Annotated in this window: 21 protein-coding genes and 1 pseudogene; 13 read left to right on the top strand and 9 right to left on the bottom strand. The window is 69.2% G+C overall.

Annotation, left to right across the window (positions count from 1 at the left end; genetic code table 11):
* The 6 genes and pseudogenes from kdpB to kdpE all read left to right on the top strand — a co-directional run bounded on the left by kdpB (window position 1) and on the right by kdpE (window position 6835).
* Window positions 1-2109 carry a potassium-transporting ATPase subunit KdpB gene (gene kdpB, locus FFI97_RS31090; protein ID WP_139700509.1) on the top strand — a complete coding sequence of 703 codons (2109 nt, stop codon included), beginning with the start codon at window positions 1-3 and terminating at the stop codon, window positions 2107-2109.
* 13 nt (window positions 2110-2122) lie between these two features.
* Window positions 2123-2716: a potassium-transporting ATPase subunit KdpC gene (gene kdpC / locus FFI97_RS31085; protein WP_139700507.1), complete on the top strand. Its 594-nt coding sequence runs from the start codon at window positions 2123-2125 to the stop codon at window positions 2714-2716.
* Between the two features lie 13 nt (window positions 2717-2729).
* Window positions 2730-3086, top strand: coding sequence for a hypothetical protein (locus tag FFI97_RS31080; RefSeq protein ID WP_139700505.1), 357 nt, complete (start codon window positions 2730-2732; stop codon window positions 3084-3086).
* Window positions 3076-3207, top strand: a complete 132-nt coding sequence (locus tag FFI97_RS34200) for a hypothetical protein (RefSeq protein WP_260685230.1) — start codon at window positions 3076-3078, stop codon at window positions 3205-3207. Before FFI97_RS31080 ends, FFI97_RS34200 begins: the two co-directional genes overlap by 11 nt.
* Window positions 3208-3381: 174 nt before the next feature.
* A pseudogene (locus FFI97_RS31075) lies at window positions 3382-6125 on the top strand (DUF4118 domain-containing protein).
* Window positions 6126-6133: 8 nt separating this feature from the next.
* On the top strand, window positions 6134-6835 hold the full coding sequence (gene kdpE, locus FFI97_RS31070; RefSeq protein WP_062480698.1) for a two-component system response regulator KdpE: 702 nt from the start codon (window positions 6134-6136) through the stop codon (window positions 6833-6835).
* On the opposite strand, the gene FFI97_RS31065 is transcribed toward kdpE, so the two are convergent.
* Genes FFI97_RS31065 through FFI97_RS31055 form a run of 3 tightly spaced genes read right to left on the bottom strand, consistent with a single transcriptional unit; the run spans window position 6836 to window position 9810 of the window.
* Complete coding sequence (locus tag FFI97_RS31065; protein ID WP_095747107.1) at window positions 6836-8002, bottom strand: acyl-CoA dehydrogenase family protein; 1167 nt, start codon at window positions 8000-8002, stop codon at window positions 6836-6838.
* A gap of 45 nt (window positions 8003-8047) precedes the next feature.
* The gene (locus FFI97_RS31060; protein WP_139700503.1) at window positions 8048-8818 is read right to left on the bottom strand and encodes an enoyl-CoA hydratase/isomerase family protein; all 771 of its coding nucleotides are present in this window, start codon (window positions 8816-8818) and stop codon (window positions 8048-8050) included.
* Window positions 8815-9810 carry a Bug family tripartite tricarboxylate transporter substrate binding protein gene (locus FFI97_RS31055; RefSeq protein ID WP_139700501.1) on the bottom strand — a complete coding sequence of 332 codons (996 nt, stop codon included), beginning with the start codon at window positions 9808-9810 and terminating at the stop codon, window positions 8815-8817. The genes FFI97_RS31060 and FFI97_RS31055 overlap by 4 nt, the downstream gene beginning before the upstream one ends.
* A gap of 100 nt (window positions 9811-9910) precedes the next feature.
* Here FFI97_RS31055 and FFI97_RS31050 point away from each other — a divergent pair, with 100 nt between their 5' ends.
* Both FFI97_RS31050 and FFI97_RS31045 read left to right on the top strand, forming a co-directional pair.
* The gene (locus tag FFI97_RS31050; RefSeq protein ID WP_139700499.1) at window positions 9911-11146 is read left to right on the top strand and encodes a CaiB/BaiF CoA transferase family protein; all 1236 of its coding nucleotides are present in this window, start codon (window positions 9911-9913) and stop codon (window positions 11144-11146) included.
* Window positions 11147-11157: 11 nt separating this feature from the next.
* Window positions 11158-11844: a TetR/AcrR family transcriptional regulator gene (locus FFI97_RS31045; protein ID WP_139700497.1), complete on the top strand. Its 687-nt coding sequence runs from the start codon at window positions 11158-11160 to the stop codon at window positions 11842-11844.
* Window positions 11845-11917: 73 nt separating this feature from the next.
* Here the strand turns inward: FFI97_RS31045 and FFI97_RS31040 are convergent, their stop codons facing one another.
* The 6 genes from FFI97_RS31040 to FFI97_RS31015 all read right to left on the bottom strand — a co-directional run bounded on the left by FFI97_RS31040 (window position 11918) and on the right by FFI97_RS31015 (window position 17985).
* Window positions 11918-13048 carry a zinc-binding dehydrogenase gene (locus FFI97_RS31040; protein WP_139700496.1) on the bottom strand — a complete coding sequence of 377 codons (1131 nt, stop codon included), beginning with the start codon at window positions 13046-13048 and terminating at the stop codon, window positions 11918-11920.
* Window positions 13049-13137: 89 nt separating this feature from the next.
* Window positions 13138-13677 carry a dual specificity protein phosphatase family protein gene (locus FFI97_RS31035; protein WP_139700494.1) on the bottom strand — a complete coding sequence of 180 codons (540 nt, stop codon included), beginning with the start codon at window positions 13675-13677 and terminating at the stop codon, window positions 13138-13140.
* Window positions 13674-14174 carry a hypothetical protein gene (locus FFI97_RS31030; RefSeq protein WP_062480692.1) on the bottom strand — a complete coding sequence of 167 codons (501 nt, stop codon included), beginning with the start codon at window positions 14172-14174 and terminating at the stop codon, window positions 13674-13676. The genes FFI97_RS31035 and FFI97_RS31030 overlap by 4 nt, the downstream gene beginning before the upstream one ends.
* Window positions 14171-15313 (bottom strand): MGDG synthase family glycosyltransferase, encoded by a 1143-nt coding sequence (locus tag FFI97_RS31025; protein WP_139700493.1) that lies wholly within the window; start codon window positions 15311-15313, stop codon window positions 14171-14173. The genes FFI97_RS31030 and FFI97_RS31025 overlap by 4 nt, the downstream gene beginning before the upstream one ends.
* A gap of 84 nt (window positions 15314-15397) precedes the next feature.
* Entirely contained in the window at window positions 15398-16843 is a 1446-nt protein-coding gene (locus tag FFI97_RS31020; protein WP_139700490.1) for a nicotinate phosphoribosyltransferase, read from the bottom strand.
* 65 nt (window positions 16844-16908) lie between these two features.
* Window positions 16909-17985 carry a bifunctional nicotinamide-nucleotide adenylyltransferase/Nudix hydroxylase gene (locus tag FFI97_RS31015; RefSeq protein ID WP_062480685.1) on the bottom strand — a complete coding sequence of 359 codons (1077 nt, stop codon included), beginning with the start codon at window positions 17983-17985 and terminating at the stop codon, window positions 16909-16911.
* 289 nt (window positions 17986-18274) lie between these two features.
* Between FFI97_RS31015 and FFI97_RS31010 the strand changes: the two genes are divergently transcribed.
* From FFI97_RS31010 to FFI97_RS30990, 5 genes are all read left to right on the top strand, one after another.
* Window positions 18275-19477: a hypothetical protein gene (locus FFI97_RS31010; RefSeq protein ID WP_139700489.1), complete on the top strand. Its 1203-nt coding sequence runs from the start codon at window positions 18275-18277 to the stop codon at window positions 19475-19477.
* A 96-nt stretch (window positions 19478-19573) separates the two neighbouring features.
* On the top strand, window positions 19574-20407 hold the full coding sequence (locus tag FFI97_RS31005; protein ID WP_139700487.1) for a pseudouridine synthase: 834 nt from the start codon (window positions 19574-19576) through the stop codon (window positions 20405-20407).
* A 10-nt stretch (window positions 20408-20417) separates the two neighbouring features.
* On the top strand, window positions 20418-21527 hold the full coding sequence (locus FFI97_RS31000) for a winged helix DNA-binding domain-containing protein (RefSeq protein ID WP_139700485.1): 1110 nt from the start codon (window positions 20418-20420) through the stop codon (window positions 21525-21527).
* A 98-nt stretch (window positions 21528-21625) separates the two neighbouring features.
* Window positions 21626-22282 (top strand): response regulator transcription factor, encoded by a 657-nt coding sequence (locus tag FFI97_RS30995; protein ID WP_062480678.1) that lies wholly within the window; start codon window positions 21626-21628, stop codon window positions 22280-22282.
* Window positions 22279-23640 carry a sensor histidine kinase gene (locus tag FFI97_RS30990; protein ID WP_139700481.1) on the top strand — a complete coding sequence of 454 codons (1362 nt, stop codon included), beginning with the start codon at window positions 22279-22281 and terminating at the stop codon, window positions 23638-23640. The genes FFI97_RS30995 and FFI97_RS30990 overlap by 4 nt, the downstream gene beginning before the upstream one ends.
* Window positions 23641-23719: the final 79 nt, after the last annotated feature.

Genomic DNA, 23719 nt, shown 5'->3' with positions numbered 1-23719 from the left:
ATGACTGCCAAAACCAAAACCTCTCTTTCGCTGTTCGACGCAGCGCTCGTGAAGCCCGCGCTGTGGGGCGCTTTCGCCAAGCTGAACCCGCGCACCCAGTGGCGCAACCCGGTGATGTTCATCGTCTACATCGGGAGCATCCTTACGACGCTGCTCTGGGTGCACGCGCTGAGCTTTCCGGGCGACACCGGCATGCAGCCCGCCTTCATGCTGGCCGTGACCGTGTGGCTGTGGTTCACCGTGCTGTTCGCCAACTTCGCCGAGGCGCTGGCCGAAGGCCGCAGCAAGGCGCAGGCGGCCTCGCTGCGCGGCCTGCGCAAGGACACCTGGGCCAAGAAGCTGAAGGACCAGCAACAGCCGCACCACGGTGCGCCGTGGCTGCCCGAGCAGGCGCCCAACCTGCGCAAGGGCGACGTCGTGCTGGTCGAAGCCGGCGACGTGATCCCGCTCGACGGCGAGGTGATCGAAGGCGTGGCCTCGGTCGACGAGAGCGCCATCACCGGTGAATCGGCGCCCGTGGTGCGCGAATCGGGCGGCGACTTCTCAGCCGTCACCGGCGGCACCCGCGTGCTGTCCGACTGGCTGGTGGTGCGCATCTCGGTGAACCCCGGCGAGTCCTTCCTGGACCGCATGATCGGCATGGTCGAGGCGGCCAAGCGCCACAAGACGCCGAACGAGATCGCGCTGACCATCCTGCTGGTGGCGCTGACGATCGTGTTCCTCATGGTCACCGTCACGCTGCTGCCGTTCTCGGTGTTCAGCGTCGAGGCCGCAGGGGCGGGCACCGTGGTGTCGCTCACCGCGCTGGTCGCGTTGCTCGTGTGCCTGATCCCGACCACCATCGGCGGGCTGCTCTCGGCCGTGGGCGTGGCCGGCATGAGCCGCATGATGCAGGCCAACGTGATCGCCACCTCGGGCCGCGCGGTGGAAGCGGCCGGCGACGTCGACGTGCTGCTGCTCGACAAGACCGGCACCATCACGCACGGCAACCGCCAGGCCAGCGCCTTCCTGCCCGCGCCCGGCGTGCCCAAGGGCCGCCTCGCACGCGCCGCGATGCTCGCCTCGCTGGCCGACGAAACGCCCGAAGGCCGCAGCATCGTCGAGCTCGCACGCCGCGACGGCCTGGAGGCCGCCTCCGTCGACGTGCTGCGCTATGTGCCCTTCACCGCACAGACCCGCATGAGCGGCGTCGACCTGCCGGCCGCGCCCAACAGCCTGGACACCGATGCCATCGTGCTGCGCAAGGGCGCGGTCGATGCGGTGCGCCGCCATGTCGAATCGTTCGGCGGCACCATGCCGGCCGAGATGCTGCGCGCCGCCGAAGAAACGGCACGCCGCGGCAGCACGCCGCTGGCCGTGGCCGAAGGCAACCGCGTGCTCGGCGTGGTCGAGCTCAAGGACATCGTCAAGACCGGCATCCGCGACCGCTTTGCCGAGCTGCGCCGCATGGGCATCAAGACCGTGATGATCACGGGCGACAACAAGCTCACGGCCGCCGCCATCGCGGCCGAGGCCGGCGTGGACGACTTCCTGGCCGAGGCCACGCCCGAGGACAAGCTCGCGCTCATCCGCAAGTACCAGGCCGAAGGCCGGCTGGTCGCGATGACCGGCGACGGCACCAACGACGCCCCCGCGCTCGCGCAGGCCGACGTGGCCGTGGCCATGGGCAGCGGCACGCAGGCCGCGAAGGAGGCCGGCAACATGGTCGACCTCGACTCCAACCCGACCAAGCTGCTCGAGGTGGTGGAGACCGGCAAGGCGCTGCTCATGACGCGCGGCTCGCTCACCACCTTCTCGATCGCGAACGACGTGGCGAAGTACTTCGCGATCATTCCGGCGATCTTCGTGTCGACCTACCCGCAGCTCGGCGCGCTCAACGTGATGCGCCTGGCCAGCCCGTCGTCGGCCATCTTGTCGGCGGTGATCTTCAACGCGCTCGTCATCGTGTTCCTGATTCCGCTGGCGCTCAAGGGCGTGCGCTACCGGCCCGTGGGCGCCGCCGCGCTGCTGCGCCGCAACCTTGCCATCTACGGCCTGGGCGGTCTGCTCGTTCCCTTCATCGGCATCAAGTTGATCGACTGGCTGCTGGTTGCAGTCCATCTGGTCTGAGGAGTTCTTCATCATGAAAAACAACAACGGCAGCATCGCCCGTCCCGCGCTCGTGCTCTTCGCGCTGCTGAGCGCATTCACCGGCCTGCTCTACCCGGCGGCCGTCACCGGCGCCGCGCAGGCGCTGTTCCCCGCGCAGGCGGCGGGCAGCCTGGTGATGCGCGATGGCAAGCCCGTCGGCTCCGCGCTCATCGGCCAGAACTTCAGCGACCCGAAGCACTTCTGGGGCCGCCCGTCGGCCACCGCACCGCAGCCCTACAACGCGAGCGCCTCGGGCGGCTCCAACCAGGGCCCGCTGAACCCCGCGCTGGCGGATGCGGTGAAGGCACGCGTCGAAGCGCTGCGCGCGGCCGACCCGGGCAACACCGCGCCGGTGCCGGTGGACCTCGTCACGGCCTCGGCCAGCGGGCTCGACCCCGACATCAGCCCCGCCGCCGCGCACTACCAGGCCGCCCGCGTGGCGCGCGAGCGCGGCGTGCCGATCGATCAGGTGAATGCGCTGATCGCGCAGAAAACCCAGAAGCCGCTGTGGGGCGTGCTGGGCGAATCGCGCGTCAACGTGCTGGCGCTGAACCTGGCGCTCGATGCTTCTTCGACGGTGCGTTGAGGAGAAAACAACCATGGCCTATGCCGCCTACCGTGAACATCCTGTCGCCGTCGTGCGAAGTCCGATCGCGCCGCGCACGACGCAGTTCCATGTGCTCGACGTCACCGTCTGCTGCGCCGACGCGCTGCGCGTGCGCCGCAGCATCGCCGCCTGCGCCGAGGCCGGCGTGGTGCGCTGCGAGCCGTTGCTGCATGCCTGCAGCTCGCAGGAAAGCGACGCGCCCTGCGTGCGCCTGATGATCCGCTTTCCGACCGCGCGCTATGCCGAGGTGCTGCACCGCCTCATCGAATGCGTGCCGTCGGGCGAGATCGGCCGGCTCATGAGCTGGCGCGATCACCTCACGCGCTGCGGCCTGCGCCATGGTCACTGACCTGCTGCACGTGCTGCTGGCCATGGCGGCGCTGTTCGTGCCGCTGGGCTTTGCCTGGTGGGTGCTGTCGCGCACCGCGCGCCGGCATGAACGGCGGCGCAAGAACGGGCCGATGCGCTAATCTTGAGAAGGTGTGAACGAACCCGCCATGCCCGCTCATCCCGCACAGACACGCGCCCTCGGCGTTGCAAATGCTCGCCGTAGCCCAAGCTACGGCTGCGCTTTGCGCCTTGATGGCGCGCGCCTGCGCGTGCTGCTCGGACACGGCGGATTCATTCACACCTTCTGAGCCCCCATGCCCGAGACCCGCCCCGACCCCGATGCCCTGCTCGCGCAACTGCGCAGCGACGAGGCGCGCGCGCTGCGCGGCAAGCTGCGCATCTACTTCGGTGCCAGCGCGGGCGTGGGCAAGACCTGGGCCATGCTCAGCGCCGCCCGGCGCGAGCGCGAGGCCGGGCGCGACGTGCTCATCGGCGTGGTCGAAACCCACGGCCGCAGCGAGACCGCCGCGCTGCTCGCGGGGCTCGACACGCTGCCGCTGCGCGAGCTGCCCTACCGGGGCCGCACGCTCGCGGAGTTCGACCTCGACGCCGCACTGGCGCGCAAGCCCGCCGTGCTGCTGGTCGACGAACTCGCCCACACCAACGCGCCCGGCTCGCGCCACGCCAAGCGCTGGCAGGACGTGCAGGAGCTGCTGGCCGCCGGCATCGAGGTGTGGTCGGCGCTCAACGTGCAGCACCTGGAAAGCCTCAACGGCACCGTCGGCGCCATCACCGGCGTGCGCGTGCACGAGACCGTGCCCGACACCGTGCTCGACGAGGCCGACGAGGTGGTGCTGGTCGACGTCACGCCCGACGAGCTCACGGCGCGGCTCGCGGCCGGCAAGGTCTACCTGCCGCAGCAGGCCGAACGCGCCGCACAGAATTTCTTCCGCAAGGGCAACCTGATCGCGCTGCGCGAGATCGCCCTGCGCCGCACCGCCGAGCACGTCGAGGACGACGTGCGCGGCTGGCGCGTCGAGCAGTCGGGCCCCGGCGGCAACGGGCAGGGCGGCGCGGCGCTGCAGGCCTGGAACACCTCGGGCGCGATCCTGGCCTGCGTCGGCCCGCACGAGGGCGCGGCGCAGACTGTGCGCACCGCCGCGCGGCTTGCGGGGCAGCTCAATGTGCGCTGGCATGCCGCGTACGTCGAGACGCCGCGGCTGCAGCGCCTCGATGCCGCGCAGCGCGACCGCATCCTCGCCGTGCTCAAGCTGGCCGAAGAACTGGGCGCCGCCACGGCCGTGCTCACCGGCGCCGACGTGGCCGAGCAACTGTCCGAGCAGGCGCGGCGCCTCAACTGCGCGACGCTGGTCATCGGGCGCGCGGAGCCCGTGCGCGGCTGGCGGCGTTGGTGGGGTGCGTCCGCGGTGCCGCTGGCGCGCGCGCTGGCGCAGCGGGCGCCGGCGCTCGACATCCTCGAAGTGGGCCGCGCCGACAGCGCGCGCCGCCTGTCGCAGGCGACGCTGGTCGCCACGCAGGCCGACGACGACGACGAACGCGCGCAGTCGCGCTGGCCCGGCTACGCCTGGGCCGCGGCCACCAGCATCGCGCTCACGCTGCTGTGCACGCCGCTGACGGGCGTGCTGGAGCTGTCCAACATCGTCATGCTGTTTTTGCTCGGCGTGGTGGGCGTGGCGATGCGTTTCGGGCGCGGGCCTTCGGCGCTGGCGGCGATGCTCAATGTGGCGGCCTTCGACTACTTCTTCGTCGCGCCGCGCCTGTCCTTCGCGGTCAGCGACGTGCAGTACCTGCTGACCTTCGCCGTGATGCTCGGCGTCGGCCTGCTGGTGGGCCAGCTCACGGCCGGGCTGCGCTTCGCGGCCGGCGTGTCGACCAGCCGAGAGCGCCGCGCACGTTCGCTGTTCGAGCTCACGCGCGAACTCTCGGCCGCGCTCGAAAGCACCCAGGTCGTCGCGCTCGGCGCCGCCGCCGTGCAGGCCCATTTCGGCGGCCATGCGCGCGTGCTCGTCACCGACGCGGCCGACCAGCTCGTGCCCCCGCCGACCCACCGCCCGGCTTCGACGCGCAGGTGGCCGACTGGGCCTTCCGCCACGGCCAGCCCGCCGGCCTGGCCACCGCCACGCTCGCCGCGCAGCCTTGGCACTACGTGCCGCTGCGCGCGCCCATGCGCGTGCGCGGCGTGCTCGCGCTGTGCCCGGCCCGCCCGCGCTGGCTGCTCATTCCCGAGCAGGCGCAGCAGCTGGACACGCTCGCGCGCCAGATCGCCATCGCGCTGGAGCGTGTGCACTACGTCGAAGTCGCGCAGCGCGCCGTGGTCGAGATGGAATCGGAGCGCCTGCGCAACGCGCTGCTCGGCGCCATCTCGCACGACGTGCGCACGCCGCTCACCGCGCTCATCGCGCTGGCCGAATCGCTGCAGACCCTGCCGACCGAAGAACACGGCGAGGCCGCGCGCGCCATCGTCGCGCAGGCGCACGCGCTGCATGCGCTCGTCAGCAACCTGCTCGACATGGCGCGCCTCGAAAGCGGCGTGGCCGGCGGCGCGGTCAACCTGCGGCGCGACTGGCAGTCGGTCGAAGAGGTGGTGGGCGCCGCCATCCGCGCCGCACGCCCCGCGCTGCGCGGCATGACCGTGCAGACCGCGTGGGACCCCGAGCTGCCGCTGGTCGAGTTCGACGCCGTGCTCATCGAGCGCGTGCTGGTCAACCTGCTGGAGAACGCCGCCAAGTACGGCGCCGCGCCCATCGAGGTGGGCGCACGCGCCGAGCCTGGCACGCTGGTGCTCACCGTGCGCGACCACGGCCCCGGCCTGCCCGCCGCGCTGCACGGCCGTGAGCAGACCCTGTTCGACAAGTTCACGCGCGGCGAGGCCGAATCCGCCACCCCCGGCGTCGGCCTCGGCCTGGCCATCTGCCGCGCCGTCGTGAGTGCGCACGGCGGCGAGATCAGCGCGGCGAATGCGCGCGACGGCGGTGCAGAATTCACCGTCACCTTGCCGCGCCGCGAGCCACCCGAACCCGCTGAAGCCCAGCTCTGAAACCCGCCATGCCATCCCCCACCGCCATCGTGATCGAAGACGAGCCGCAGATCCGCCGCTTCGTGCGCGGCGCGCTCGAGGCCGAAGGCTGGCAGGTGCACGAGGCCGGCACCCTGCGCGACGGCCTCGCGGCCGCCGGCACGCGCCAACCCGACCTGCTGGTGCTCGACCTGGGCCTGCCCGACGGCGACGGCGTGTCGCTGATCCGCGATGTGCGCGGCTGGTCGCAGGTGCCGATCATCGTGCTCTCGGCCCGCACCGACGAAGCCGACAAGATCGCCGCGCTCGACGCCGGCGCCGACGACTACCTCACCAAGCCCTTCGGCACGGGTGAGTTGCTCGCCCGCGTGCGCGCCAACCTGCGCCGGCCACGCGCCGCCGGTGGCAACGGCGACGAGCCGGCCGCCGAGGCCGTGTTCCGCTTCGGCGAGATCGAACTGGACCGCGCCGCACGCATCGTGCGCCGCGCCGGCGCCGAGGTGCACCTCACGCCGACCGAGTACCGCCTGCTGTCGGTGCTGGTGGCCAACGCCGGCCGCGTGCTGACACAGCGGCAACTGCTGCGCGAGGTGTGGGGCCCGTCGCACACGGACCAGAGCCACTACCTGCGCATCTACATGGGCCATCTGCGGCAGAAGCTGGAGGCCGATCCGGCGCAGCCGAAGCATCTGTTGACGGAGACGGCGGTGGGGTACCGGCTGGTCGTCTAGTCAGCGTTTCAAGCCGAGCAGCTCGCGTGCAACCACCCAGCGGTGCACTTCGCTCGGCCCTTCGTAGATCCGCATCAGGCGCGCTTCGTTGGCCATCTGATGCAGTGGCATTTCCTTGGTCATGCCCATGGCGCCGAACATCTGCATCGCGTGGTCGATCACTTTCCCCGCCATCTCGGTGGCGAACACCTTGACCATGGAGACCTGGCTGCGCGCCTCGTCGCCACGATCGATGCGTGCGGCAGCTTCGTAGGTCATGAGTCGACAGGCGTGAATGCGCGTGGCCGCGTCGGCAATCCACCATTGCACTGTCTGGCGTTCGGCGAGCGAGGCGCCGAAGGTGCTGCGCTGCGGTGCGTACTCGCACATCATGTCGAGCGCGCGCTGGGCGCGGCCGACGCACCATGCGGCCATCTGCAGGCGCCGGCTCGACAGGCGCGCCTGCATCGGCGCGAACCCCTGGCCTTCCTGGCCGAGCAGGCGTGCATGCGGTACGCGACAGTCTTCGAGCAGCACCTCGTAGGTCGAGACGCCGCCGATCATGGGGATGCGACGCTCGACGCGAAAGCCCGGGGTGTTGCGGTCGACGATGAACGCCGAGATGCCCGGACGGCCCGGCTTGGTCTTGTCCGTGACGGCCATGACGATGGTCCAGTCCGCGCGTGCGGCGCGGCTGATCCAGATCTTGCGGCCATTGAGAACCCAGTCGTCGCCGTCGCGCACGGCGCGCGTCGACATCGCCGAAGGGTCGGCGCCCGCGCCGGGCTCCGAAATGGCGATGGCCGAAACCGTCTCTCCGCGTGCGTAAGGGGCCAGGTAGGCGGCGCGCTGCGCGTCGTTGGCGGCGGTCAGCAGCATCCGCAGGTTGGGCGAGTCGGGGGGCAGCTCGTAGGGCGTGATGGTCTTGCCGAATTCCTCGTTCACTCCGACCATCGCCACCACCGGCAGGTCGAGGCCCTCCATTTCGGCGGGCGCATCGAGGCCCCACAGGCCCCGGGCCTTCGACACGGTGTCCAGCCGCGCGTGCTCGTCGGCCGACAGCTCCCAAGGTTCACCGGCGGCCTCCCGCTGCAGCAGGGCCGGTTCCAGCGGCAGCAGGTCTTCGCGCACGAAGCTGGCGACGAGCTCCTTGAGCGTCTGGTGTTCGGGGTCGAGTTCGAAATTCATTCAGGTACTCCGTCGTTGTCTGTGCAAAGCTGATCGAGTGGTCGCTCAGCGACCGGTGAAGCGCGGCGTGCGGCGCTCGGCCATGGCCTTGACGCCTTCACGGAAGTCTTCGCTCAGGAATTGCACCTGTTGCTCGGCCAGCTCCCGTTGGTTGATTGCGCGCACGTCCTGCGCGCAGCCGGCGCGCAAGGTGGCGCGCGTGCTCTGGACCGCGAGCGGCGCCGACCCGGCGATCTCCTGGGCGAGCGCCTGGGCGCGCGCCAGCACCTCGTCGGCCGTCACCAGCTCGTCGACCAGGCCGATGGCCAGCGCTTCGGTGCCGTCGATGCGGCGGCCCGTGTAGAACAGCATCGAGGCCTGCTGCATGCCGATCAGGCGAGGCAATGTGTGGCTCAGACCGAAGCCGGGGTGAAAGCCCAGCCGGTTGAAGTTGACGCTGAAGCGCGCCTGCGCACAGCTCACGCGAAAGTCGGCCACCAGCGCAAGCCCGACGCCCGCGCCCACCGCCGCGCCTTGCACCGCCGCGACCAACGGCTTTCGAGTGTCGAAGAGCCGCATGGCATGGGTGTAGAAGTCGGCGGGGTCGACGGCCTGGCCGCCCGAGGGAACGCCCGAGAAGTCGGCGCCGGCACAGAACGACTTGCCTTCGGCCGCGAGCACGATGGCGCGGCAGTCCGCATCGTCGTCGAGCGCGGCCAGGCGATCGGCCAGGTCGCGCATCGTGGCGGCATCGACAAAGTTGTGCGGGCCGCGCCGCAGGGTCAGCGTGACGACATGGGCGTCGCGGCTGTGGGAAATGGAGGGCGAATCGATCATTGGAGTTCGATCCTTGCGGCCGCCGCGATGCGCTTCCAGACGGCGATCTGTTCGCGCTGGAAGTCGCGCAGCTCGTCCTGGCCGCCTTTCATCGTGATCACGTTCTGCCTGGCGTAGAACTCTCGCGTCTCGGGCATGGCGAGGATCTTCACGAACATGTCCGACAGCTTGTCGACCACCGGCTTCGGCGTGTTGGCCGCCACGGCGACGCCCGTCCACGTGTCGGCGCTGAAGCCGCCGATGCCCTGTTCCTGCGCGGTGGGCACATCGGGCAGGCCGGCAAGGCGCTGGTCGGCCGCAATGGCGAGTGCGCGGATCTTGCCGCCCCGCAGCAATTCCATGGTGGCGGTGATGTCGGAAAAGCCCAGATCGGTCTGCCCGGAGAGCGTGGCGTTGACTGCATCGGGCGCGCCCTTGTAGGGCACGTTGAGCAGCTGGATGCCGGCCTTGTCGGCGAACAGTTCGCCCATGAGCTGGTAGGCGGCCGACCCCGATGCATAGGTGCGCTGCCCGGGCTTGGCGCGCGCCGCATCGATCAGGTCCTTGAGTGTCTTGTAGGGCGAGTTGGCCGGCACCATGAGCACGATGGGCGAGCGCATGAGCGTCGAGACCGGGGCCAGGTCCTTCACCGGGTCGTACGGCAGTTGCTTGAACAGCGCCACGTTGGTGGCCAGCGTCGAGTTGCTGCCCATCAGCAGGGTGTAGCCGTCGGCAGGCGCGGAGGTCACGGCCTTCACGGCGATGAAGCCGTTGGCGCCCGCGCGGTTCTCGACGATCACCGGCTGTCCTGCCAGTTCGCCCAGCTTTCGTGCGAAGAAGCGTGCGCCGACGTCGGTGCCGGAGCCGGGCGGAAAAGGCACGACGAAATGGATCGGCTTGGACGGATAGGTCGCGGCGGCCTGTTGTGACTGGGCCTGCGCGAACGGTGCCGCGGCGGATGCCAGCGCGGCCGTGAACGCCGCGGCGCGCAGCATCTTCGACAAAGGGTTCATGAACGTGTCTCCTGTGGTGGAGGCCGGATTCTATGAAGTTACTTGTTGATCGACAAGCAAGTTGATAAGATGACCTTCACCACATCAGCAGAGAACCTTCATGGAAAAACGGCCCCCCACGGCACCAGCGGCGAGCGGACCGCTCAAGGGCGTTCGCGTGCTCGACCTGACCTCGGTCGTGCTCGGACCCGTTGCCACGCAGATCCTGGGCGACTATGGCGCCGACGTCATCAAGGTCGAGCCGATCGAAGGCGATCTGATGCGCGCCAACGGTGTGTCGCGCCACGCCGGCATGAGTTCGATCTTCCTGGCCATCAATCGCAACAAGCGCTCCCTGGCGGTCGACCTCAAGAGCGCCGAAGGCCGGCAGATCCTGCTCGAACTCGCGGCGGACGCCGATGTCTTCGTGCACAACATGCGCGTTCCCGCCATCGAACGCCTGGGCCTGGGCTACGACGCGCTGCGTGCGGTACGTCCCGACATCGTCTACTGCGCGGCCACCGGCTTCGGCCAGGACGGCCCGGACCATGCCAAGCCGGCGTTCGACGACATCATTCAGGCCGCCAGCGGTGTCGCGGGGCTGATGTGGCAGTCCACGGGAACGGCCGACTACGTGCCCACGCTGATGGCCGACAAGACCACCGGCATCGTGGTCGTCAATGCGGTGCTTGCGGCGCTGTTCCATCGCGAGCGCACCGGAAACGGCCAGTACGTCGAAGTGCCCATGCTCGAGACGATGGTCGAGTTCACCATGGTGGAGCACATGGGCGGGCTCGCCTTCGATCCGCCGACCGCACCCGCGGGCTATGGGCGCGTGGTGAGCGGCGGGCGCAAGCCGGCACCGACGTCGGACGGCTACATCGCCATGCTGCCGTACAGCCCGCAGCAGTGGCTCGCGCTGTTCCGCCGCGTGGGACGGGAAGACCTGGCGGGTGCATACGACCTGTCGGACCGGCACAAGCTCAACGCGAGCGTTCGCGAGCTCTATCGCGAGCTCCACAGCCTGACACCGACGCGCAGCACCGCCGCGTGGGTCGCGATCTGCGAAGAACTCGACATTCCCGCCACGCAGATCTGGCGCATCGACGACCTGCCCGAGCACCCGCACCTGAAAGCGGTCGGCATGTTCCAGCCGATGGACCATCCCTCGGAAGGCGCCCTGCAGACCACGCGGCCGGCCACGCTGTTTGGCGCGACGCCGGCGCAGATCCGCAGCGGTGCGCCGCTGCTCGGGCAGCACTCGAACGAGATCCTCGGGGAGTTGGGCTATGCCGGCGACCGGATCGACCGGTTGCTCAGCGCCGGCGTGGTCAAGGATGCCGCATCGCGTCGTTAGACTTCGGGCCCATGAGGACCGCCGCCAAATCGCCGAACACCACGCTCCCTCGCCGAACGCAGATGGAGCGCCGCGCAGCCGCTGAGGCACGCCTGCTGGAAGCGGCCCGCGAGATCGTGTCGCGCAAGGGGTGGGTCGGGATGACGCTCGCCGAAGTGGGTGAGGCGGCCGGCTACAGCCGGGGCCTGGCGGCGCATCATTTCGGAAGCAAGCCTGCGCTGCTGCGTGCGCTGGCTGCCTACATCAACCAGAACTTCATGCACGAGCTCGAGCGCAGCCCTCCGGCCGACGAGGGCATGGCATCGTTGCTTTCCTTCGTGGACGTGTACCTGGGGCGCGCCGATGGCGGATGGACCAACACCCGCGCCTTGCTGGTGCTGATGGCCGAGGCCACCACCGACGATTCCGAAACCGGCGAAAGCCTGGGGCGCTACAACCAGAGCGTGATCGACTTTCTGGCGTTGCACTTCCGGGCCGCCATCGCTGCAGGCGAAATGCGAAAGGGCGTCGATCCCGCCACGGCTGCCGTCATCGTGCTGGGGGCGCTGCGTGGCGTGATGCTGCAGGCGCTGTTGAAAGAATCGACGGTCGACTTGCGCGCGGTGCAAAAAGAGCTGTCGACGATGATTGTTCAAAGCTTCGCGCAAGACCCCGACGCATGGCGGGGGCCCCGCAGCCGCAATTCGCGGCCGAGGTGAGGGGCCGCGCCGGCTGAATCGAGCCGAACGCCGGGTTGCGGGCCGGGCCGATGGTCTTGCGCCCAGGCAGGTGTCAGCCCGCCAGCCCCTTGTTCGGATTCAGCAGGAATTTCTCTCCGGTCGCCTGCTTCCCATACACCCCGATCGCATCGAGCTGCAGTGCCTCGACCAGCGACACCTCCCGCGTGTAGTGGCTCGCAAACGTCGTCTTCAACTCAGCCACCACGCGCGAACGCAGCCGCTGCGTGCCTTCATCGCCCAGCTTCTGCAGGAACGGGAACAGCAGCCAGCCGCCCATGCCCCAGGCCATGCCGAAGTTGCGCACGAACTCGGTCGGGCTGCGGTCCAGGCCGCCGTAGATGTAGACCTGCTTGTGCGTGGTCGAGCCGTAGCGGCTGTATTCCTTGGCCGTGCGGTTCAGCGCCGCTTCCATGCAGCCGAGGATCTGGCCGGCCAGCTTGCCGCCGCCCGTGGCGTCGAAGGCCAGCGTGGCGCCGGTGGCGACCAGCGCGTCGGTCAGCTGTTCGAGGAAGTCCGGCGAGCTGGCGTTGCAGACGTACTTCGCGCCGATGCCGCGCAGCAGCGCTTCCTGCTCGGGCTTGCGCACGATGTTGACGAGGTCGATGCCGTCCTTCTGGCAGATCTTGTTGAGCATCTGGCCCAGGTTGGAGGCGGCTGCGGTGTGCACCAGCGCCTTGTGGCCTTCGCGCTTCATGGTCTCGACCATGCCCAGCGAGGTCAGCGGGTTCACGAAGCACGATGCGCCCTCGGCCGGCGTGGTGCCCGCCGGCAGCTCGAGGCACATCGCCACGGGCACCGCGCGGTACTGCGAGTACATCGCGCCGCCGATGGCCGCCACGGTCTTGCCCAGCAGCGCCTGCGCAGCCGGCGACGAACCGGCCTTGACCACCACGCCCGCGCCTTCGTTGCCCACGGGCATCGACTGGTCGAGCCGCGCCGCCATCGAGGCGCGCGCGCGTTCGGGCACCGTGGCGGTGACGACGGGGCGGTCGGCGGTGCCGGAGGCCACGGCGGTGCTCATGTCGGCGGCGCCGAAAAGCAGGCCCAGGTCCGAGGGGTTCATCGGCGAGGCCTCGACGCGGATCACCACTTCGTGGGCCTGCGGTTCGGGCACCGGGTCGTCGTGCAGGGAGAGTTCGAGTTCGCCGTTGGAACGGACGAGGGAGCGCAGTTGGAGTGCCATGGGAAAGCCCCTGTGAAAGGTCGTTCGGAGATGGCCATCGGCCACGGGGCGGCCAGTATAGGAGCGGGTGCGCGCGCCTGCTGGCGCCTTCAAGACACCATGGGGATCACCGGGGCATGGGCCAGCGCATGGCGCATCCGCAGCGGATCGAGCCGCTCGATGTAGCGCGGAATGTTGCGCCACAGCGTGTGGTACCCATAGCCGCCGCGCAGCATCTCCTGGCGCGCGCTGTCCTTGTCCCAGTCCTGCACGGCCATGCGGTAGACGGCCGCCACCACGCCCGTGCGGTCTGCGCCGTGCATGCAGTGGATGAGCACCGGCCCCTGCTTTTCGGCCTCGCGCATCGCGACCAGCGCGCGCAGCACCTTGGCGTCGTCGATCGACCAGGTGTTGATCGGCACGCGCACCAGCCGGATGCCGCTGCCGGCAAACACCTTCCGGTCGTCGTTGAAGGAACGCAGGCTCACGACGGTGCGGATGCCCAGCGACTGCAGCGCCGCCACGTTGGCGCGGCGCGGCTGCGCGCTGCGGTACAGCGTGGGCGTGATGCGGTGCAGGTTCTCGACCTGCAGGGCGTCGAGCGGATCGGCCCAGTGGTCGGGGCGCAGGTCGGCGATGTCTTGCTTCATCGCGCGCGGCGCGGCCAGTGGCGACGCACCAGGATCAGCAGCGCCACCGCGAGCCCGCCCCAGTAGTCGACCGGCGCGCCCCACAGCCAGTGCTTGTGCCAGAAGGCCTTCACGGGGTTGAAGTTCTCGAAGCCGAAGGCCGGGTTGATGAGGAACCACAGGAAGTCTTCGCAGACCCAGAACACGATCAGCCCCGCGAGCGCCAGCCCCCAGTCGCGCAGCGTCCAGCGCCCCTGGAAGGCCAGCGGCGAGAAGAACACGAGCATCATGAAGGTGAACACCCAGGCGTGGTACCCCGTCATCGCGCGCCCGCCCCAGAAGAGGTCGAGCCAGATGTTGTTCTCGATGCGCCAGGTGGGCAGCGAGGTGGCCCAGCCGGCGCCGCCTTCGATCTGGATCTCGGCGTTGGCGAAGAAGAACGCCATCGTCACGACCCACGCGAGGTAGACCAGCGTGCGGCCGATGCCGGGCCGCGGTTCCACGGCTGCGCCGCTCATGCGCCGAGGCCCAGCACGCGCTGCAGCACCGCGCTCGCGGCCTGCGGCTTGCCCAGGGCGCGGCTGCGCGCGGCCATGGCCGCGAGCTTGGCGGGGTCGGCCATGAGGCGCGCCACCTTGTAGTCCAGGCCGATGGCGTCGTAGGCCAGCCAGGCGGCGCTTTCTTCCATGAGGAAGCCGGCGTTGTGCTCTTCCTGCCCCGGAATCGGCGAGATCAGCAGCATCGGCTTGCCCAGCGCCAGGCACTCCGACACCGTGAGGCCACCGGGCTTGGTCACGACGAGGTCGGCCGCGGCCATCATCTTGTGCATTTCGTTCGTGAAGCCGACGGCCACCACGCGGCCCGGATGGCGCTGCGAGAGCGCCTCGAGCCGCGCATGGGCTTCGGCGTTGCGGCCGGCCACCGCGATGACCTGAAAGGGCGTGTCGCCGCCCAGCGCCAGCACGCGCTCGACCATGCTCGGCAGGTCGCCCACGCCGGCACCGCCCGAAGCCATCAGCAGCACCGGGCGCGCAGGGTCCAGGCCCAGCGCACTCGCGCAGGCCGCGTGCGCGAGTTCGGGCGCATCGGGCTCGGAAAAGGCCGGCATCACCGGAATGCCCGTGACGTGCACGCGCTCGGGCGGAATGCCGCGTGCGCGCAGCCGGAAGGCGACTTCTTCCGTGGCCGCGAGGTAGCCCGTCATGCCCGGCACCAGCCACATGTTGTGCAGGTCGTAGTCGGTGATCTGCAGCCACACGGGGCACTCGATGCGGCCCCGGTTGCGTTCGCGCATCAGCAGTTCGGCCGGCAGGAAGTGGGTGCAGATCACGGCGTCGGGCTTGGCGCGGCGGATCTCGCGCACCAGCGCCCCGGTGCTCAGGCGCTCGATGCCGCGGCGCAGCCGCTGCGAGGGCGCGTGGTGCGGCGTGACGTCGGTGCGCTGGTGCAGGTACGACCACAGCTCGGGCGCGCGGTTCACCAGCTGCAGGTACCAGTCGGTGTACACCTTGCGAAAGCCCGCCGGCACATGGGCCATGGCGTCGACATGCACCGCGGTATGCGGCGCGAACGACTGGGCGAGGGTGGCTTCAAGCGCCTGGGCGGCGCGCACATGGCCGTTGCCGGCGCTCACACTGAGGATCAGGAGTTTGGTCATGGATTCGGCGGTCTGGTCGCCGGATTATGGACATGCCATGTGGCACGGCCGGTGCACACGCGCCGTGCTGGAAGGATCAGCGCCTCAGAGCGGCGCCCGCGACGTGACGAGCTGATTCACGCCGGCGGCCGCCCGCTCGCGAATCGCCTCGAAGGTGGTGTTCGCGACGATGCGTCCGTTCTCGAACACCGTTTGCAGCAGATCGACCTGGCCGCTCGCCAGCGCTTCTTCGCGCAGCGTCTGCACTTCGCCGCGCGCGTTGCGCACCAGCGCCAGCCGCCCCTTCTTCGAGGCCTTGTTCACATCGCCCACCGGCGACTTGTAGACATCGCGCCACTCGCCATTCACCTGCATCGCCGAGCACTTCATCGCCCATTGCATCGTGTCGCGGTTGACCTGCTGCAGCAATCCGCCGCCCATGCCGAAGGAGATGTTTTCGGTCGAGAAGCCGTTGTGGAAGAAGTTCGAGAGGCACAGCCGCAGCGAGTCGAGGTTGACGCCGTCGCCCTGGATGATGCGCACGTTGTTCAGCACGCGGAACCCCTTGGCATTCGTCGTGGTGCCGAAGCGCTCGGCCAGGATCTGCGCCACCTTGAGCGTGGTTTCGGCCGGGTCGCCCGAGTCGGGCCGCACCACCAGCGTCGCGCCCGAGGCCACCACCTTCGCCTTGAGCTCGTCGCCCCAGATGCGCGCGCAGGCGTTGAAGATGTCGTAGCTGTCGCTCACCACGGCGAAGGTCGTGCCGGGCTTGGCGAACTGGTCGACCATGTTGCTGTACGCGTCGGACTCATGGTCGCGGCCCCAGCCCGTGATGGTGCTGTGCTCGGCCGCGGGAATCGAGAAGCCCGCCACGTCGCAGTCGTAGTAGCGCCGCGCCGCCACCAAGGCGGCCAGCGTGTCGGTGCCCATGAAGTTGACCAGGTGGGCCATGCCGCCGAGCGCCGCCGACTCCAGGCTCGACACGCCGCGCGCGCCGAAGTCGTGCAGCCTGAACGCGATCTGGCCTTGCGGGTCGTCGCAGGTCGCTTCGAGGTACCGCAGCAACGTGGTGCGTGCGGCGGCCGAGAGCGTGGCCACCGTGGTCGGATACCAGATGGCGCGCAGCAGTTCGGTTTCGAGAAAGCTCGTGACCCAGAAGAATTCGGGGTCGGTGTTCTCGATGGTGGCCAGCACGTTGTGCACCGGCAGCACGCTGCCCTCGGGGACCGCGCGGATGCGCACGGGCATCAGTCCGTCGTGCTTCTCGATCAGCCGCAGCCACCCTTCGCGGTTGAAGGGTTCGCCGTGCACGGCCATCATCGCTGCGGCTTCCTCGACGTCGCTGCGCGTCACCGGCGTCTGCAGGTACTCGCGCAGGTACGCCTGCAGGCCGAAGAACAGCGAATGGCTGAAGAGCCCGCCGCGCGATTCGATGTAGCTGTGCACGGTCTGCGTACCGGGCGGGTACTGCATCCAGTGCGACACCTTGTAGGAGTCGGTGCGCAGCAACAGGTTGTTGCCCAGGGGCGAGGAGGTGAGGTTGCGGTTCATGTGAAAGCTCCTTTCACGTGGGCCCCGTCAACCGGAGCCCGTTCTTGCTGACAAAGCCTGGTCGTTCAGTTCTTGCCCAGGCCACCCAAAAAATGGTTTGCGATGAAGTAATGGTCTTCGTAGATGCGGTCCGGCATCCCGAGGAACTCGGCAATCGGCACCCACCGCACGGCGGCCGCGTCGTCGTCGGCACGCACGTCCGACAGGCCCGTCCACTGGTTGTGGGCCAGCTCGAAGAAGAAGCCGTGCGTGATCGTGCGGCCGCGCTGCGAGCGGTCGGGTGCATCGAACACATGGCTGGCCTTCATGCTGCCGTTGAGCACGGGCACGGGCACCTTGAGGCGGGTTTCTTCCTTCAGCTCGCGGATGGCCGCGTCCTGCAGCCGCTCGTGCTGGCCGACGAAGCCGCCGGGCAGCGCCCACGTGCCCTTGCCGGGGTGGAACTTGCGCTGCACCAGGAGGATGTGGCCGGCCTCGACCACGATGGCATCGACCGTGGTGTAGATCGGCGGAAAGTCGCTGCCTGCGTAGCGGTACTTGTCGCGGTAGTCGACGAGGAAGGCGCGTTCGTCGCAGAGCTCGGCATAGTCGGCGGTGCCGGTGAACTTGTCGAGAAAGGCGGCGGTGCCGTCGGGCAGGTCGGCGCGTGCGAGCTGGCCTCGGTTCTCGGGGTCGAAATAGAGGTTGCGCACGTCGGTGGCGTTGAGGCTTTCCACGCTGTGCTGGCCCACGAACTCCCAGTGCGGGAAGAGCTTGAGGTAGTAGCTGGAGCTGTCCTTCAGGTGTCCCACCAGCGCGACCTTGGCCTGCGCTGCGGGCACATGGCCATCCTGCTGGATCAGCCGCTCGACGGCAGACTGGATCGACGCGATCCAGATCTGGTCGTTGTAGGGCGAGTCGCCGACGCCGACGACGCTCACGCGCATCTGCTCGCTGCCGCGCAGGCACGCACGCACCATGCGTTCGCGTTCATCGAAGGTGAAGGGGTCCTTGACGCTGCGGGGCTTGCGGTCGGAGCCGACCACCACGATGACCCGATCGGCGGCGCGAAGGCCTTCTTCGATGAGTCGCTGGTGACCGAAATGAACGGGCTGGAAACGCCCGATGACGATGGCGTACTGAAACTTGCGTGTGTTTGGCATGCTCACTTGGGAATCCCCCAAAAAGGGCGCAATCAACTTGCGCCTGGATTCAGGATAGCACTGGTCCGACGCATCGATCAAGTGTTCCGAAGCGCGCGGGTTGTTTGTGCAGTCGCAAGTTTTTCGCACTCATCTCGATTGATTGCGAGAAGCGCGGTCGTTTGACTGTTGTTTGCAAAACCTGGCGCGCGGGTGCCGCAGACTTTCCGCTCGTTCTGCGCCGGGTTCTTCGCGCATGCATCAGGCGCCCTTTTCCGACGCCATTCCACCGTCCGGACCTCTCATCTTCATGTTCACCAACGCCACGCCGCTTCTCGATCAACTGCTTGCCAGCCACATCATTGATGAGGTGGCCCACGACGCCGCAAAGCAAAGACTCGAAGACCTTGCATTGTCTCGAGAACCGTTCGATACGCTGGGCATTGGGCTGTTCTGGCTGCTTGACAACGAGATCGTGTCTGCCGATTTGATCGATGAACTCGAAATGCGCTCTCAACAAGAGGAGGAGGGGGCTTTCGCTGCCAATTCCATCCACAAGCAAGTCGTGGCCGAATTCGCGGCCCATCTCGCAGCACTGCAACGCGCAAGCGTTGAGCGGCAGTTCTGGTTGAGTATGTTTCCCGGACCCCGCTGGGCTTGGCTGACAGGCGGCGCCGCTGCCGTTGTGTTTGCCGGGTGGTTCTTCCTGGCGCCAGATGCCACGCCGTCGTGCGAGGACGAGCGTGTTGCAGGCGCGCTTCGCCGTGCGCTGGTTGAAGTCGCGTTCGGCGATTCCAGCAGACGATGGCCCGGCACGGCGGAAGACCGGTCCAATCTGCTGCTGGCAAGGTTCACCCACGTCAAGGAGATCGGCTACATCAAGGCAGAGCGCTCGCGTGGTTGTGCGGCCACGCTCACCTTGGAAGACAGCTCCCTGCCGATCGCCTTCACCGTGGGGCCCGAGAAGGGCAGCAAGGAGATCATGGTGCGCACCGGCGATCGGCGCGTGATCGAGGCCAGGTACGGCCGCGCCAACAAGGATGGCACCCTTCCCACGTTCGGTGCACCGATTGGCAAGGCCCAACTGAGCGCCGCGTTTTCAAGCGGCGTGGAAGCGTTTGAGAAGAAGACCGCGTCGATCAATGCCTCGGCGCTCAAGGAAATGGACCGCCGCCGCGGGATCGATCCCGACAGGAAAACTGTCCAGTCCGTGGAGCCGCTGGCAGATTGCCTGGTCGTCGAACCCGGCAAGAAATATGCATGCCGCCTGCAGGTGCAGTACATCGATCGTGCCATGGCCATTCTCGGCAAATCGGAGACGCAGGTGGTTCAAGGCGACTTTGATTTTGTGAAACAAGGTGCGGGTTGGGCCGTCTCCGACAACTTTTCCCGGCAGTACCTGGATGCCGTCGTGCGCGGGCGCCTGGGCGCTCTCAAGGGTGATGAAGCGGCCAGGAAACTGGAAGAGATTCAAAAAAATCGCGGCAAGGAAGGCGCATCCGCGAACAACTGACGCGTCGATCGATCACGGGCTTGCACGACGCGGAATGAGGTCGACTGCAAACGGAAAGATACTCGCAGGGGCGCATTTGCTAGGATTTGCCCCCCCATGACCGAGCCCTCCACCTCCCCCCACGCGCCCGTGCGCCTCAACAAACGCATGGCCGAACTCGGCCTGTGCTCGCGCCGCGAGGCGGACGACTGGATCGCGCAGGGCTGGGTGCGCGTCAACGGCAAGCCCGCCGAGATGGGCGTGAAGGTCACGCCCAACGACCGCATCGAGGTCGACAAGGCCGCCAAGGGGCAGCAGGCGAACCAGGTCACCATCCTCATCAACAAGCCCATCGGCTACGTCAGCGGGCAGGCCGAGGACGGCCACGAGCCGGCGGTCACGCTGTTCACGCCGCAGAACCGCTGGGTGGAAGACAACGCGCGCTTCTTCTTCGGCCCGCAGCAGCTGCGCGGCCTGGCGCCGTGCGGGCGGCTGGACATTGACTCCACCGGCCTGCTCGTGATGACGCAGGACGGCCGCATCGCGCGCCAGCTCATCGGCGAAGACTCGACGATGGACAAGGAATACCTCGTGCGCGTGGCCTACCACGGCCTGGACCAGCCCGCGCCCACCGGCCAGCTGGTGCGCCTGGACGACGACGACCCGGTCACCACCAACGTGCAGGCGGTGTTTCCGCCCGCCATGCTGGCCCGGTTGCGGCACGGCCTGAGCCTGGACGGCCAGGCGCTCAAGCCGGCGCGCGTGGAGTGGCAGAACCCCGAGCAGTTGCGCTTCGTGCTCACCGAAGGCAAGAAGCGTCAGATTCGCCGCATGTGCGAGCTGGTCGGCCTCAAGGTGGTGGGCCTGAAGCGCGTGCGCATCGGCAAGGTGATGCTGGGCAACCTGCCGGTGGGCCAGTGGCGCTACCTGGCGCCGCACGAAAAATTCTGACGACCTGGCCATGGCCGCGGTGCTGAGCCGTCGCGCGCTGAACCGGGCCACGCTCGCGCGGCAGATGCTGCTGGCGCGGCGCAAGGCGAGCGTCGTGCAGGCCATCGAGAAGCTGGCCGGGCTGCAGGCGCAGGCGCCCAACCCGCCCTACATCGGCCTGTGGAGCCGGCTCGAAGGCTTTCACCGCGCGCAGCTGACCGACGCGCTGAAGAACCGCCGCATCGTGCGCATGTCCACGCTGCGCGCCACCCTGCACCTGATGACCGCCGCCGACGCGTGGGCCTGGCGGCCGTTGCTCGAACCCGTGCACCAGCGCGGCCTGTCGGGCCTGCATGCGCGGGCCCTCGAAGGCGTCGACCGCGCGGCCGTGGTGAAGGCGGGCCGTGCGTTGCTGGGCGACGGGCCGCTCACCGGCACCGCCCTCGGCCAGGCGCTCGCGGCGCGCTGGAAAGACCACGCGCCGGCCTCGCTCGCCGCGCTCATCCGCAACAACGTGCCGCTGGTCCATCTGCCGCCCGCGGGCAGCTGGAACTCGCACCAGAACGCGCTGCTGCAGCCGCTCGGCGCATGGCTCGGTGAATCAGCCACCCGCATCGCCACCGCCACGCAAGACGACCTGCTGCTGCGCTACCTCGCCGCCTTCGGCCCCGCGACGCTGGCCGATGCAGGCGCGTGGTCGGGCCTCACGGGCTGGAAGGCCGTGGCCGATCGATTGAGGCCGCAGCTGCGCGTGTTCACCGGCGACGAGGGCCAGGAGCTTTTCGACCTGCCGCGCGCGCCGCGCCCCGACCCCGACACGCCCGCGCCGCCGCGCCTGGTCGCCGAGTGGGACAACCTGCTGCTCTCGCACGCCGACCGCCGCCGCGTGCTCGACGAGGCGCACCGCGCGCGCGTCTTCACCATCAACGGCATCGTGCGCGGCACGGTGCTGCTCGACGGCTTCGTGGCGGGCACCTGGAAGATCGAACGCGCGACGCAGGCGGCCACCGTGGTGCTGGAGCCTTTCACGCGCTGGTCCGCGGTCGACCGGCGCGGCGTGGAGGAAGAGGCGCTGCGCCTGCTGGCCTTCGCCGCGGACTACGACGCCGAGCGGCACGCCGTCCGCGTCCTGCGGCCCTAAGCCCCGCCTAAGTCTTCGCGCCTACGCTGCGCCGAGGCGCAGGGCCTCTGACGATCATCCCGGTCGCGTGTTACCTTGCGCGCAAAGGAGTCGCCGCGATGCGCGTGCTGCTGGTGGAAGACGACGAAATGATCGGGCGCAGCCTGAAGCAGGCGCTCGAGGGCGCAGGCTGGTCGGCCGACTGGGTGCGCGACGGCGAGCTGGCGCACAGCGCGCTCGGCGACGGCGGCTACACCTGCGTGCTGCTCGACCTGGGCCTGCCCCGCCAGGACGGCACCGAGGTGCTGCGCCGCGCGCGCGAACGCGGCGACGCCACGCCCGTGCTGGTGCTCACCGCGCGCGACGGCCTGGACGACCGCATCCACAGCCTGGACCTGGGCGCCGACGACTACCTGCTCAAGCCCTTCGAGTTCCGCGAGCTGCTCGCGCGCATGCGCGCCGTGGTGCGCCGCCGCGACGGCGCCGCGCATTCGCTGATCGGCACCGCCGCGCTGCAGCTGGACCTCACGACGCGCGAGGTGGCCGTGAACGGCGTGCGCGAGGCGCTCACCGCGCGCGAGTTCGCGCTGCTGCACGCGCTGCTGGAGCGGCCCGGCGCCATCCTCTCGCGCGAGCAGCTCGAGAACCGCATCTACGGCTGGGGCGACGAAGTGACCAGCAACGCCATCGACGTGCTGATCCACGGCATGCGCCGCAAGCTCGGCGCCGACGCGATCCGCAACGTGCGCGGGCTGGGCTGGCGAGTGGCGGCATGACCGGTGCCGCCCGCCGCTGGTGGCGCCCGCGTTCGCTGCGCACCCAGCTGCTGCTGTGGCTGGTCACGCTGCATGTGGTGGCGGCGGTGCTCACGGCGTGGTTTTCTTTCCTGGCCTACGGCAACCTCGTGCACAACGCACTCGACGACCAGATGCGGCTGGTGGCCGAGTCGTACGCGGGCAACGACCCGCCCAAGACCCCGCGCGCGATGGACGGCGAGGCGGCCTTCTCGCGCGGCGCCTTCGTGGTGCAGCTGTGGAGTGCCGACGGCGCCACCCTGCGCGCGAGTTCGTGGCCCGCGCTGTCGGTGCCGCTGCAACCCGGCAGCGGCTTCAGTGACGTGCGCGCCGAAGGGCCTGCGCATTCGCGCTGGCGCGTGTTCACGGCCGAGCCCGCGCCGCATGCCGACGCGCCGCGCGTGCAGGTGCTGCAGAACGAGGACTACCGCCATCGCCGCGCACTGCGCCGCGCCCTGCTCGAAGGCCTGCCGATCGCGCTGCTGCTGCCGGCGGCGCTGCTGGTGCTGTGGCTCATCGTGTCGGCCGCCTCGCGCTCGCTGCGGGGCGTGGCGCGCGACGTGGCCTCGCAGGACGAGCGCCGCCCGACCGAGCTGTCGCTGGCGCGTGTGCCCGACGAGATCACGCCGCTGGTGAGCGCCTTCAACCACCTGCTGTCGCGCGTGCGCAGCGCCTTCGCCACGCAGCGGCGCTTCGTGCAGGACGCGGCGCACGAGCTGCGCACGCCGATGGCCGCCATCGGCCTGCAGATCGAGAACCTGCGCGCGCACGTGCCGGCCGGCGAAGCCACCGAACGCTTCAACCAGCTCGAGGCCGGCGTGACCCGCGCGCAGCATCTCATCGAGCAGCTGCTGCAGCTGTCGCGGCAGGACGCGCCGCCGTCGGATGCGCCGGGCGAGCGGGTCGACATCGAGGCGCTGCTGCGCGAAAGCCTGGGCCAGCGCATGGTGCTGGCCGATGCGCGGCGCATCGACGTGGGCTTCGAAGGTCTGACCGGTGCGGTGGTGACTGCGCCTGCGTCCGAACTGCGCAGCGTGTTCGACAACCTGATCGACAACGCGCTGCGCTATGCGCCCGAAGGCGGCGTGGTCGATGTGCGGCTGCACCGGGTCGAGGGGCAGGCGGTGGTCGACGTGCTCGACAACGGGCCGGGCATTCCGCCGGCCGAACTGGAGCGCGTGTTCGACCGCTTCTTCCGCGTGCCCGGCGCAGCGGCGGGCGGCAGCGGGCTGGGCCTGGCGATTGCGCGCACGGCGGCCGAGCGGCATGGCCTGCGCATCGAGCTGCGCAACCGGGACGACGGGCCGGGGCTGAGGGCGCGGGTGGTGCTGCCGACGTAGTCGTCGCGGTGCTCACTCCCGGCTCATTCTTCGCTCACGCTGGCCTCAGTCAGGCTGCCTAGAGTGGCTGCAGGTCCTG

The organism is Variovorax sp. KBS0712, from assembly GCF_006323185.2.
GTDB lineage: Bacteria > Pseudomonadota > Gammaproteobacteria > Burkholderiales > Burkholderiaceae_C > Variovorax > Variovorax boronicumulans.
Note: the sequence above shows the minus strand (reverse complement) of the source record. Positions and strands in the feature narration are given on the sequence as shown.